Origin of the sequence: Novosphingobium bradum (assembly GCF_042646485.1) — a bacterium.
GTDB classification, from domain to species: Bacteria; Pseudomonadota; Alphaproteobacteria; order Sphingomonadales; family Sphingomonadaceae; genus Novosphingobium; species Novosphingobium bradum.
Genome location: NZ_JBHRTQ010000009.1, coordinates 138,444 through 150,841 on the forward strand (window position 1 = coordinate 138,444; position 12,398 = coordinate 150,841).

Sequence of the window (12,398 nt, forward strand, 5' to 3'; positions counted from 1 at the left end):
CCGCTTCAATTCGGGTCAATCTTGGTCCCGCTAGGGCCGATTGCGGGCTAGACCCGCAAGGGTCGCAGAATGGACGGACATGGAACAGCTAACTCTCCCCCTGCTTCCCCTGCGCGATATCGTCGTGTTCCCGGGGATGGTCGTGCCGCTCTTCGTCGGGCGGGAAAAGTCGGTCGCCGCGCTTGAAGCGGCGATGGCGGCCTCGGGCTCGGCTCCGGCCGGGGAAACCGGCTCGGGCACCAAGGACATCTTCCTCCTCGCCCAGCTCGATCCGGGGTGTGACGATCCCCAGGCCGATGATCTTTACGATACCGGCGTGGTCGCCAGCGTGCTCCAGCTGCTCAAGCTGCCCGATGGCACCGTGCGCGTGCTGGTCGAAGGCTCGCATCGCGCCCGCCTTGTTGCCATCGACGAAGGCAAGACCATGCTTTCCGCCACGATCGAGGCGATCCCCCCGGTCGTCTCGTCGGGCAGTGAAGTCTCGGCGACGATGCGTACGGTGGTCGATCAGTTCGCCGAATATGCCAAGCTCAACAAGAAGCTCTCGGCCGAAGCCGGCGACCAGCTGGGCGAGATCGACGATGCTTCGCGCCTGGCCGATGCGGTCGCCGCGCAGCTTGGCGCCAAAGTGGCCGACAAACAGGCCCTGCTCACCGAGAACGATCCCCTGCGCCGGCTGGAGATGGTCTATTCCTTCATGGAAGGCGAACTCGGCGTTCTCCAGGTGGAGCGTCGCATTCGCGGCCGGGTCAAGCGCCAGATGGAGAAGACCCAGCGCGAATATTACCTCAATGAACAGCTCAAGGCGATCCAGTCGGAACTCGGCGGCGATGGGGAAGAGGCGAATGAAGTCGCCGAACTCGCCGAAAAGATCGAAAAGCTGAAGCTTTCGAAGGAAGCCCGCGCCAAGGCCGTGGCCGAGCTGAAGAAGCTCAAGACCATGCAGCCGATGAGCGCGGAAGCCACGGTCGTTCGCAACTATCTCGATGTCCTGCTCGGCCTGCCCTGGGGCAAGCGCTCGAAGCTCAAGAAGGACATCGCCCGCGCCCAGGACGTGCTCGACGCCGATCACTATGCCTTGGACAAAGTGAAGGATCGCATTGTCGAATATCTTGCGGTCCAGGCGCGGACCAACAAGCTCAAGGGGCCGATCCTGTGCCTCGTCGGTCCGCCGGGCGTGGGCAAGACCAGCCTTGGCAAGTCGATCGCCAAGGCCACGGGCCGCGAATTCATTCGCCAGTCGCTGGGCGGCGTGCGCGACGAGGCCGAGATCCGCGGCCACCGCCGCACCTATATCGGCTCGCTCCCGGGCAAGGTGATCTCGAACCTCCGCAAGGCCGGCACGTCCAACCCGCTGTTCCTGCTGGATGAGATCGACAAGCTCGGCCAGGATTTCCGCGGCGATCCGGCCTCGGCCCTGCTCGAAGTGCTCGATCCCGAACAGAACGCCAGGTTCCAGGACCATTACCTGGAGGTGGACTATGATCTTTCGGACGTGATGTTCGTCTGCACGGCCAATAGCCTCAACCTGCCCCAGCCGCTGCTCGATCGCATGGAGATCATCCGGCTGGAGGGTTATACCGAGGATGAAAAGGTCGAGATCGCCGAGCGTCACCTGGTCGCCAAGCAGGTCGAAGCCCATGGCCTCAAGAAGGGCGAGTTCACGCTTACCCACGATGCCCTGCGCGACCTGATCCGCTACCATACCCGCGAAGCCGGCGTCCGCACGCTGGAGCGCGAGATCGCGCGGCTGTGCCGCAAGTCCCTGCGCCGCATCCTGGAAGGCAAGGACAAGGCGATCACCATCACGCCGGAAAACCTGGGAGACTTCGCGGGCGTCCGCAAGTTCAAGCACGGCGTCTCCGATACCGAGCACCAGGTCGGCGCGGTCACCGGCCTCGCGTGGACGGAAGTGGGCGGCGAACTGCTCACCATCGAAAGCGTCACCGTCCCCGGCAAGGGCGCGGTCAAGACCACCGGCAAGCTTGGCGAGGTGATGAGCGAAGGCGTCCAGATGGCCTTCTCCTTCGTGAAGGCGCGCGCGCCGGCCTATGGCATCAAGCCCTCGGTGTTCCAGCGCAAGGACCTGCACATCCACCTGCCCGAAGGCGCCGTGCCCAAGGATGGCCCCTCGGCCGGCATCGGCATGGTCACCGCCATGGTCTCCACGCTCACCGGGATCCCTGTGCGCGCCGATATCGCGATGACCGGGGAGGTCACCCTGCGCGGCCGGGTGCTCGCCATCGGAGGCCTCAAGGAAAAGCTGCTGGCGGCCCTGCGCGGCGGGATCAAGACCGTGCTGATCCCCGAGGAAAACCGCAAGGACCTTGCCGAGATCCCGGCCAACATCAAGGAAGGCCTGGAGATCATCCCGGTGGCCCATGTCGATGAAGTGCTCGCCCGCGCGCTTACCGCGCCGGTCGTGCCGATTGACTGGACGGAGCAGGACGATCTGGCCAGCCAGCCCGGCGCCGCCGGTGCCGCCGCGAGCACCACGCCCACTGCCCACTGACGATCAGGCATCGGGCGGCGGGCATCGGGCGGCGGACCATGTGCCCGCCGCCTCCCGTGGCCGTGCACCATGCCACTGGCCCGTCAGGCATCCGGCCAGCCGTGCATCCGATTGCGGGAAGGCTTTCGATTGAGCGCCGGCCCCGAGGCGCCGATTCGGCTGTGCAATGCAGCGGAATCGGCCATTTTCGGGGTGCATTGCGGCAAAAGGCGCGACGAGTTGCGGTCGTGGCCCGGCGATTGCGGAAAATCGACGCCAGATGGGGGGTAAACGGCGGTTGGCTGCCGTTTTTCGCTTTGACAGGGGGCATGAAACTCGCTCAATTCCGCGCCGCCGAGGCGATTCAATTTCACAGCGGTTTCACACGAGGTAGGGGGTTCCCGAATGAACAAGAACGAACTGATCAGCGCGGTCGCCGATTCCAGCGGCCTTACCCGCAGCGATGCCACCAAGGCCGTCGAAGGCGTGTTCGATGCCATCACCGGCGCCCTGAAGAAGGGCGATGAAGTCCGCCTCGTCGGCTTCGGCACGTTCTCGGTTGCCCGCCGCAAGGCGTCCACCGGCCGCAACCCGCGCACCGGCGAACCGATGGCGATCAAGGCCTCGGCCCAGCCGAAGTTCAAGGCCGGCAAGGGCCTGAAGGACGCCTGCAACTGATCAGGATACCCGCGCGGGCCTGACCCCAGTCCCCCCGGCAAGCCAAACGCCGCGCCTCACCCCGAGAGCGCGGCGTTCTTGCGTCCGGGGCAGGGTGACGCCGCGCGCCTCCCTCAGCGGTTCCCGACGTCAGCCCCCTCGGCGCCCGTTTCAGTCGCGCGGAGAACGGCCGGCGAGGCAGGCGGGCATTGGCAAACCTGGTGCTACGCTATATTCCGCTGAATATAGTGAGTCGCCGGCCCTGAATGCCGCGCCTTCAGGGAGTTTCCATGCGCCGTATCGTCCTGCTTGCCACGCTCGCGTCGGCCATGCCTGCCGCCGCCCACGCCGAATCCGCCGCCGATGATGCCGAACGCCAGGTGGCCGGCCAGCCGATCATCGTCACCGCGCGCCGGCGCGCGGAAGACGTGCAGGCCGTGCCCGCCGCGCTCACGGTCGTCGGCGCCGCTACGCTGACCGCCACCTACACGGTCAACACCAGCCAGCTCAGCCAACTGGTTCCCACGCTCAACTATTCGTCCCCCAATCCGCGCAACACCGCGTTCACCATCCGCGGGCTGGGCAGCAGCGTGGTCGCCATCAGCCAGGCGAACGACGGGCTGGAGCCCGGCGTCGGCTTCTATGTCGATCAGGTCTATCACGCCCGTCCCGCCACGGCGGCGTTCGATCAGGTTGATCTCGCCCAGGTCGAGGTTCTGCGCGGACCGCAAGGCACCCTGTTCGGGAAGAACACCACCGCCGGCGCGATCACCATCGCTACCCGCGCGCCCGATTTCCGGTTCGGTGCCCAGGGCGAAGTTTCCGTGGGCCAGCAGGGTTTCCTCCAGGCCAAGGCCGCCGTGACTGGGCCGGTGATTGCCGATCGCCTGGCCGTTCGCCTGTCTGGCGCACTCACCCGGCGCGATGGCGTGGTCCGCAACGTCACCACCGGCCGCTGGCTCAATGATGTCCACAACGACAGCCTGCGCGGCCAATTGCTGTTCACGCCCGGCCCCGATTTCAGCCTGCGCCTGATCGCGGACTGGACCAGCTTCAGGAACACCTGCTGCACCCAGGTGCCCGTGCGCGTGGCGCCCACCCTCAAGCCCCTCGCGCAGCAATATGCCGCGCTGAGCGCCGGCGCGCGCGCCGGCGGCTATGCCCCGCCCAGCATGAACCCCTACGACCGGCTGACCGATATCGACGCCGATGCGGGCGTCGATACCAACGAGGGCGGGGTCTCGGCCATTGCTGAATATACCGCCGGCGCGGCCACGATCACCTCCGTCTCGGCCTGGCGCTTCTGGAATTGGGATGCCGCCAACGATCGTGATTACACCGGCCTGCCGATCCAGTTGATCCAGCACATCCCCTCGCGCCAGGATCAGGTCAGCCAGGAACTGCGGATCGCCTCCAACCACCCGGCTGCGATCGAGTATGTCGCCGGGCTCTACTGGTTCCACCAGAAGATCGTCGGCCATCCGATCAGCGTCTACGGGCCGCTGGCCACATACTGGCTGCTGCCCGCCGGGCGCCCGGCCGACTTGCTCGACGGCTATCAGACCGACGGCACGACCGAATTTCGCACCGATTCCCACGCGGTGTTCGGCGAAGTCACCTGGCACCTGGCGTCGCGCCTCGCGCTGACCGGGGGGCTGCGCTACACCTACGAAGAGAAGGTGGGCTCCTATGATGTCCGCGCCTTCGGCGGTCTCGTCACCACCACGGCCTCGCTGCTGGCGGACAAGGCTTCGATCCTGCGCGGCCAGAGCTACACCGGCACCGTCGCCGATGGCAGCGCCTCGGGCCGCGTGAACCTTGCCTGGCGTCCGAACGATGACCTGATGATCTATGTCAGCCATGCGCGCGGGCAGAAGTCGGGCGGGATCAATATGTCGGGCCTGCCGGTCTGGCCCGCCGGGGTGCCGGGCCATGCCTCGGGTGATCCGATCCTCTCCACCGTCACCGTGGGGCCGGAGCACAACTCCACCTGGGAAGGCGGCGTGAAGGTCACCGCGCTCGGCGGCGCGCTCATCCTCGCGGTCAATGGCTATTACACCCGGGTGAGGGACTTTCAGGCCAATGTGGTCGACAACGCGGCCGTCATCGCCCTGCGGAGCCATCTTGCCAATATCCCGCTGGTTACGGTCAAGGGCGCCGAATTCGACGCGACCGCCAGGATCGGCTCGCGCCTGTTCCTGCGCGCCTCGGGGGCCTTCGCCGATGGCCACTATGCCAGCTATCCCGCCGGCCCCTGTCCGATCGAACTGACCGGGGCCAGCACCACCCGGTGCGATCTCACCGGCAAGGGGCTGCCCGGCCTGCCGCGCTGGTCGGGATCGCTGGGCGGCGAATATGCCGTTCCCACTTCTGTGGGGACGGTCTTCGTGCGGGGCGATGCCAGCGCGCGCACCGCGATCCATGGTGATGCCACGGATTCGGCCTATACCGCGATTCCCGGCTACGCCCTGGTCAACGCCGCGGTGGGCCTGCGCCACGGGCAGGGCTGGGAAGTGGCGCTGTTCGCCCGCAACCTGTTCAACCGCCACTATCTCCAGAACGTGACCGTGCAGGCCGGCAATTCCGGCCTGATCCTTGGCACGCCCGGCGATCCGCGGATGATCGGCCTGACCCTGCGCGCCAGTCGCTGAGCGCGGCGCGCCAGCCCGGGAAACCGGGCGGCGCGCGGCTTTTCCACACGCCGGCCGCCTGTCATCCTCGCGTGTGGCGGTACGGCTCCCGCCGCGCTCGTTGGCAGCCTGAACCGTGCGGAAGGCGTTGGAAAAGTATCATTCATGCCCTGGGCGTCCGGAACGCCGGCACGCGCCGCCGGGTGGCGGAAAAGCCTCGCTTGTTCGCGCCAGTCAGTTGCCCAGGCGAATCAGCGCCGTCGGCGCCCCGGCGCTGCGCGTGTTAACCGCCCAGGCGAGCTTCTGCCCGGCCGGATAGCTCTGCGGCCCCTCGTCGGTGTTGTTGGCCAGCACCACGCCATCGGTGGTCAGCGTGAACGTGCCCTCGGCGGGCGAGGGCGGGGCGGCCTCCTTGTCGCCGGCCTCGGTCATGCCGCCACCCATGCCCATGCCCATCATCGCGGCAAACGGATTGGTCCCGCTCGACGGACCAAAGCCCGGCGCATCGACCCGCACCGACCCATCGGCCCGGCGCGAGAGCTGGACGAAGGCATTGGCCATGGGAAACCGCTCGATCGTGGGGAAGGCGAAATCATGGTCAAGCCGGCCACTGAGCGCGAAGTCCACCAGGTAGAGCCCGTCGCCCTTGTAGACCACGCTCCTCCAGCCGACCTGCCGCCGCAGCCGCGCCGCCAGTTCCTCGGCCGCCTGCGGGCTGGAGGGATCGATCCCGCCCAGCACGGCCTTCATCCCTTCCGCGTCCTTCCTGGCCTTGTCGGCCGCGGCGCGCTGGCTTTCGTCCCAGTTGCGGCGCTGCTCGGCCAGTTCGGCGGGAGTGCAGGGGCGCTCCTTCATCTCGTCGTCGGTGCAGGCTTCCGGCGCAAAGGCCTTGCGGCCACCGCCTTGCGCCAGCTTGCTCAGCGCCAGCAGCCGGATCTCGCCCGCATAGGCGTAGGTAAACCGCCCGTCCTTCCTGAGGTCGAGGCTGGAGGTGAACTTGCCCGGCAGGAGCAGGCAGGCCGAAACCATCAGGCCCAGCACCACTGCCAGCGCCGCCGCCGCCAGCCGCCTGCCCGGCAATCCACCCTGTCCACCGATCATGCCTGCCCCCTCGCGCGAAGGCCGGATCAATCCCCGTCCGGCCGAGTCGCCACAGCATACAGCGCAATTGCCGCAGCGTTCGACACATTCAGGCTTTCGATCGCGGAACTGATCGGCAGGCGGGCCAGGGCGTCGCAATGCTGGATGATGTTGTGCCGCATCCCTTCGCCTTCCGCGCCCAGAACCAGCGCTACGGGGCCGGTGGGGAGAGCCTCGCCCAGTGTCAGCTCGCCATCGCCGTCCAGCCCGATGCGCCAGTATCCGGCCTCGGCCACCTCATCGAGCGCGCGGGCCAGGTTCACCACCCGGATCCACGGCACCACTTCCAGCGCGCCCGAGGCGCTCTTGGCGAGCGTGCCCGATTCGGGCGGGGCATGGCGATCCTGGGTCACCACCGCGCAGGCATTGAAGGCCGCGGCCGAACGCAGGATGGCGCCGACGTTGTGCGGATCGGTCACCTGGTCGAGCACCACCAGCGGCCGCGCCGGATCGCCGGTCAGCACCTCGTCGAGAAAAAGGTCGGGCAGGGGCTCGCAGTCGAGCACCAGCCCCTGGTGTGGCGCATCGCGGGCTACCAGCCGCGCAAGGTCGGCCACGTCGGCCCATTCCACCGGGAAATCGGCCGGCAATTCGCCATCGAGCGCGGCCACGCCCTCGCGCGTTGCCCACAACTTGCGGTGCTTGCGCTCGGGATTCATCAGTGCGGCTTCCACCGCGTGGCGGCCCCACAGGCGCACGGCGCCGGCCGAGCCCCGGCCCGAGCCGCGCCCCCCGGACATCCGCCCGGCCCGGCCGCGCAGGGCGCGCGAAGGCCGCGCCTCGCCGCTGTCCTGGCTGCCCTGTCCCCGGTCATGCTGACCACCCCGGCGCTTGGCCATGTCCGTGCTGTTCCTTTTCGTTCACGCAAACTTGTGGCGCTCATGCCCGCCACCCCATTGACAGGCAAGCCTCGCTTCGCCATTGGGGCCGCCTCTCGGCCGGAAGGTCCCCTTGCGGGACCACACAGACGGCGGGTAACCGCCACCGGCAAGCTGGTGTGGACAGGTGGCCGAGTGGTTAAAGGCAGCAGACTGTAAATCTGCCCGCGCAAGCGTACGCTAGTTCGAATCTAGCCCTGTCCACCACCCAGCTTCTTCCCGGCCCGGCCGCTACCCGGCTCAGCCGCCACTGCCCCACCCGCCACTGCCCCAGCCCATTTAGCCGCTGATCATCGACAAGGGGCATCGCGCTCCAGATGATTATCCGCGCTCGGCCGCGCCGCGCGGGCGATCCCGGGGCGGACTGGCCAATCGCCTTGTCCCGCGACGCATCTCCTCCTAGATGGACGCCATGTCCGGAGAAATCGTCGATAATCGTGGCCGCGGCTCCGCCGCCTGGCGCTGGCCCAGCATTCACCCCGAAGGGCGCAAGTTCGCTCTGATCGTGGCCGCCGCCGCGCTGGTCTTCGCCTTCCTTGCCTGGGAAACGGTGGCCTGGCCGCTCGGCTTCCTCACCCTGGGGGTGCTGGCCTTCTTCCGCGATCCGGAACGGATCACCCCGCAGGGCGAACGCCTGGTGATCTCGCCGGCCGATGGGCTGGTCTCGCTGATCTGCAAGGTCGAACCGCCGCGCGAACTGGTGATGGATGATGGCACGGGCGCCAGCGGGCTGGGCCAGGGGCCGGTCACGCGCGTGTCGATCTTCATGAGTGTGTTCGATGTCCACATCAATCGCTCGCCCATCGGCGGTACCGTGCGCCGGGTGGTCTATATTCCCGGCCGCTTCCTCAACGCCGACCTCGACAAGGCGAGCGAGGAGAACGAACGCCAGCACCTTCTGGTCGAGCGTAGCGACGGCACCATGATCGGGTTCACCCAGATCGCCGGGCTGGTCGCGCGGCGAATCGTGCCCTTCGTCAAGCCGGGCGACATCCTTGCCGCCGGCCAGCGCGTGGGCCTGATCCGCTTCGGCAGCCGGGTTGATGTCTACCTGCCGGCGGGCACTGAGCCCAAGGTGCTGATGGGCCAGAAGGTCATCGCCGGCGAAACGGTTCTCGCCGAGATCGGCCAGGAGCCGCTGCTCGAAGGCGTGTGCCAGTGACAGGCGATGCGCGCGGCAGCGGCGGCGCCGGTAACGACCCGGCGTCCCCGCGTCCGCGCGAACAGGTTGCCAGCGCCGCCAGCGCCGTGCGGGCCAGGCCCGTCCGCCTGCCCGGCGGGCTGACCCTGCGTGCGCTGATTCCCAACGCGATCACCGCGTCCGCGCTGTGCTTCGGCCTGACCGGCATCCGCTTTGCCATCACTGCGGCGAGCGGACACGCCCCCGAACCCGGCGCCGCGTCCGGCCTCCCGCTCGACGATTGGCAGAAGGCCGTGCTCGCCGTGCTGCTGGCCGGGGTGCTCGACGGGATCGATGGCCGCATCGCCCGCCTGCTCAAGGCGCAATCGCGCTTCGGAGCCGAGCTGGACAGCCTGTCCGACGCGATCTCGTTCGGGGTGGCCCCGGCGCTGATCCTGTTCCTGTGGTCGCTCCAGGACCTGCCACGGCTTGGCTGGTTTGCCGCGCTCGCCTTCGCGATCTGCTGCGTCCTGCGCCTCGCCCGGTTCAACGCCCGGATCGACATGGTCGAACAGCCGCACAAGTCCGCCGGCTTCCTCACCGGCGTTCCCGCCCCGGCCGGCGCTGGCCTGGCCTTCCTGCCCCTGTTCGTGTGGCTGGCGACGGGCCGCGAACTGTTCCGCGATCCCATGCTGGTCGGCGGCTGGCTGGTGGTGATCGCCTTCCTGCTGATCTCCAGCGTTCCGACCTTGTCGTGGACCTCGCTGCGGCCGCGCCGATCGATCCGGCTTGAACTGATCGCCGGGATCGCCCTGGTTTGCGCGGCCCTGCTGACCGAACCCTGGCTCACCCTCGTGGCGATCGATGCGGTCTATCTCCTGCTGATCCCCTACGGGATGTGGCGCTATGCCAAGGTCAGGCGGCAGCGCGCCGGCCTGCCGGGCGCCGCGCCGGAGCGGACGCCGACCGAACCCTGACGCTGCCACGGCGCACCATCGGGGCCAGTTCGCGGACCTGGGTGACGGCCAGGCGGACCTCGAATTCGCGCAGATCAGGGGTTGCCGCCAGTTGCGCGCGCAGACCCGCCAGTTCGCGGCCATAGGCTTTCCAGGTCAGGGCCAGAACGGCGAGGGCGAACAGGCCGCTGCCCACGAACAGGAAGGGGAGGGCGAAGCTGACGAACATGGTGGTCATCACTCTGGCGTCCTTCTGGTGGGGCCGCTGCCGGCTTCCCTGTCTAGATCCAACCGGGGGCTTTCCGATGCGTTCCCGTTTGGGCTTGTGATCACTTTATGTTCCGCTTGCGTTCCATCGGTCAAGCGAAAAATTCCCTGTTTGTTCCATTTACGACGCAGGTCCGAATTAGCGCTGGAATTTCAGCGCGGGCGGGGCTAAGGGCCGGCGATCCGCGGAGGCGGCGTGCGATCCGCACATGGCCTTGACGCGGAAAATCCACACGGGAAGCACTCATCCCGGTGCCGCAGCGGATCTCATGGCCTCCGGGCCTTTCCCGCACGGTTCCAGCTTCCCGCCAGGGCTCTTCGGGGCACGAACCGGAAAGGAAATACCTATGGCGGCTCCCGTCGTCACCATGAACCAGCTCATCGAAGCCGGTGCCCACTTCGGCCACCAGACCCACCGCTGGAACCCGCGGATGAAGCCGTACATCTTCGGCGCCCGCAACGGGGTCCACATCCTCGACCTGTCGCAGACCGTGCCGCTCTTCGCCCGCGCGCTCGACTTCATCGATGCCACGGTTCGCGCCGGCGGCAAGGTGCTGTTCGTCGGCACCAAGCGCCAGGCCCAGCAGCCGATCGCCGAAGCGGCCCGCCAGTGCGGCCAGCACTTCGTCAACCACCGCTGGCTCGGCGGTATGCTGACCAACTGGAAGACCATCTCGGGCTCGATCAAGCGCCTCAAGTCGCTGGAAGAGCAGCTTGGCGGCGACACCGCCGGCCTCACCAAGAAGGAAGTCCTCCAGCTCACCCGCGAGCGTGACAAGCTCGAGCTCTCGCTGGGTGGCATCCGCGACATGGGCGGCATTCCCGACGTGATGTTCGTGATCGACGCGAACAAGGAAGAGCTGGCGATCAAGGAAGCCAATGTCCTTGGCATTCCGGTCGTCGCGATCCTCGATTCGAACGTCTCGCCCGATGGCATCGCCTTCCCGATCCCGGCCAACGACGACGCCAGCCGCGCGATCCGCCTCTACTGCGAAACCGTTGCCCAGGCCGCGACCAAGGGTCGCCGTGAAGGCATCGTCGATTCGGGCGTGGATGTCGGCGCGCTCGACAATCCGGTCGAGGAAGCCCTGGAGGGCTGATCCCGCGCGGGTGGCCGCCGGGATCGTCCGGGCGGGACCGCCCGTCACACATCTGTCGCGCGCCGGGTCCATCGACCCGGCGCCGTTTCCATTCCAGAACAAGGACAATCGCGATGGCTTACACCGCCGCTGACGTGAAGAACCTGCGCGAGCGCACTGGCGCCGGCATGATGGATTGCAAGAAGGCGCTCGACGAATCGGGCGGCGATTTCGAGGCCGCGGTCGACGCGCTGCGCGCCAAGGGGCTGGCCGCCGTCGCCAAGAAGTCCAGCCGCACGGCCGCCGAAGGCCTGGTCGGCGTGGCCGTCGCCGGTACCCGCGGCGTGGCCGTGGAAGTCAATTCCGAGACCGACTTCGTTGCCAAGAACGACCAGTTCCAGGACTTCGTCCGCAAGACCACCGAAGTGGCGCTGGGCGTGGCCGCCGACGACGTCGACGCGCTCAAGTCCGCGGCCTACCCGGGCGGTGGCACCGTGGCCGACACGCTGACCAACAACGTTGCGACCATCGGCGAGAACCAGCAGGTCCGTCGCATGAAGACCGTTGCGGTCAGCCGGGGCGTCGTCGTGCCCTATATGCACAATGCCGCCGCGCCGAACCTCGGCAAGATCGGCGTGCTCGTCGCGCTCGAATCGGAAGCCCCGGCCGACAAGCTGGAAGCGCTCGGCAAGCAGATCGCCATGCATATCGCCGCGGCCTTCCCGCAGGCGCTCTCGGTTGACGATCTCGATCCCACCACGCTGGAACGCGAGCGCAAGATCGCCCTTGAAAAGGCGACCGAGGAAGCTGCCAAGAGCGGCAAGGAAATCCCGGCCGAGATCCTCGCCAAGCGCGCCGATGGCGCCGTGGCGAAGTTCGCCAAGGAGAACGCCCTGCTCAGCCAGGTCTTCGTCATGGACAACAAGACCCCGATCAGCCAGGTCGTCGACCAGGCCGGCAAGGAGGCCGGCGCCAGGATCGTGTTGAAGGACTTCGTCCGCTTCCAGCTCGGCGAAGGCATCGAGAAGGTCGAGAGCGACTTCGCCGCCGAAGTGGCTGCCGCCGCCGGCCTGAAGTAAGCAGCGCGGCGCGGCCCGGTCTTCGGGCTGCCGCAAATCCGAACGGGGCGCCGGTCCACAGGGGATCGGCGCCCCGTTTCGCGTGTGCCCTTGGCAGAGGG

At 67.7% G+C, this 12,398-nt stretch carries 10 protein-coding genes and 1 tRNA gene; 8 read left to right on the forward strand and 3 right to left on the reverse strand.

Going from position 1 to position 12,398, the window contains the following annotated elements:
- The first annotated feature begins 79 nt into the window (after positions 1-79).
- The 3 genes from lon (at position 80) to ACFOD9_RS10975 (ending at position 5,799) form a co-directional block, all read left to right on the forward strand.
- The gene (lon, locus tag ACFOD9_RS10965) at positions 80-2,512 is read left to right on the forward strand and encodes an endopeptidase La (RefSeq protein WP_379510158.1); all 2,433 of its coding nucleotides are present in this window, start codon (positions 80-82) and stop codon (positions 2,510-2,512) included.
- Between the two features lie 384 nt (positions 2,513-2,896).
- Positions 2,897-3,169: an HU family DNA-binding protein gene (locus ACFOD9_RS10970; protein WP_379510159.1), complete on the forward strand. Its 273-nt coding sequence runs from the start codon at positions 2,897-2,899 to the stop codon at positions 3,167-3,169.
- A gap of 269 nt (positions 3,170-3,438) precedes the next feature.
- Positions 3,439-5,799: a TonB-dependent receptor gene (locus ACFOD9_RS10975; RefSeq protein ID WP_379510160.1), complete on the forward strand. Its 2,361-nt coding sequence runs from the start codon at positions 3,439-3,441 to the stop codon at positions 5,797-5,799.
- A 213-nt stretch (positions 5,800-6,012) separates the two neighbouring features.
- On the opposite strand, the gene ACFOD9_RS10980 is transcribed toward ACFOD9_RS10975, so the two are convergent.
- Together ACFOD9_RS10980 and ACFOD9_RS10985 are read right to left on the reverse strand one after the other, a co-directional pair.
- Positions 6,013-6,879, reverse strand: coding sequence for a hypothetical protein (locus ACFOD9_RS10980; RefSeq protein WP_379510161.1), 867 nt, complete (start codon positions 6,877-6,879; stop codon positions 6,013-6,015).
- Between the two features lie 26 nt (positions 6,880-6,905).
- Positions 6,906-7,757 carry a TrmH family RNA methyltransferase gene (locus ACFOD9_RS10985; RefSeq protein ID WP_379510162.1) on the reverse strand — a complete coding sequence of 284 codons (852 nt, stop codon included), beginning with the start codon at positions 7,755-7,757 and terminating at the stop codon, positions 6,906-6,908.
- A gap of 160 nt (positions 7,758-7,917) precedes the next feature.
- On the opposite strand from ACFOD9_RS10985, the gene ACFOD9_RS10990 reads away from it, so the two are divergent.
- From ACFOD9_RS10990 to ACFOD9_RS11000, 3 genes are all read left to right on the forward strand, one after another.
- Positions 7,918-8,003: transfer RNA gene (locus tag ACFOD9_RS10990), tRNA-Tyr, on the forward strand.
- Positions 8,004-8,208: 205 nt separating this feature from the next.
- Positions 8,209-8,958, forward strand: a complete 750-nt coding sequence (locus ACFOD9_RS10995; protein ID WP_379510163.1) for a phosphatidylserine decarboxylase — start codon at positions 8,209-8,211, stop codon at positions 8,956-8,958.
- 86 nt (positions 8,959-9,044) lie between these two features.
- On the forward strand, positions 9,045-9,893 hold the full coding sequence (locus tag ACFOD9_RS11000) for a CDP-alcohol phosphatidyltransferase family protein (protein ID WP_379510231.1): 849 nt from the start codon (positions 9,045-9,047) through the stop codon (positions 9,891-9,893).
- Here the strand turns inward: ACFOD9_RS11000 and ACFOD9_RS11005 are convergent.
- Positions 9,832-10,110 (reverse strand): hypothetical protein, encoded by a 279-nt coding sequence (locus tag ACFOD9_RS11005; protein WP_379510164.1) that lies wholly within the window; start codon positions 10,108-10,110, stop codon positions 9,832-9,834. The two genes, ACFOD9_RS11000 and ACFOD9_RS11005, sit on opposite strands and share 62 nt — an antisense overlap.
- Before the next feature lie 376 nt (positions 10,111-10,486).
- On the opposite strand from ACFOD9_RS11005, the gene rpsB reads away from it, so the two are divergent.
- Complete coding sequence (gene rpsB / locus ACFOD9_RS11010; RefSeq protein ID WP_379510165.1) at positions 10,487-11,239, forward strand: 30S ribosomal protein S2; 753 nt, start codon at positions 10,487-10,489, stop codon at positions 11,237-11,239.
- 113 nt (positions 11,240-11,352) lie between these two features.
- Positions 11,353-12,297, forward strand: a complete 945-nt coding sequence (tsf, locus tag ACFOD9_RS11015) for a translation elongation factor Ts (RefSeq protein ID WP_379510166.1) — start codon at positions 11,353-11,355, stop codon at positions 12,295-12,297.
- The last annotated feature ends 101 nt before the right edge of the window (positions 12,298-12,398 follow it).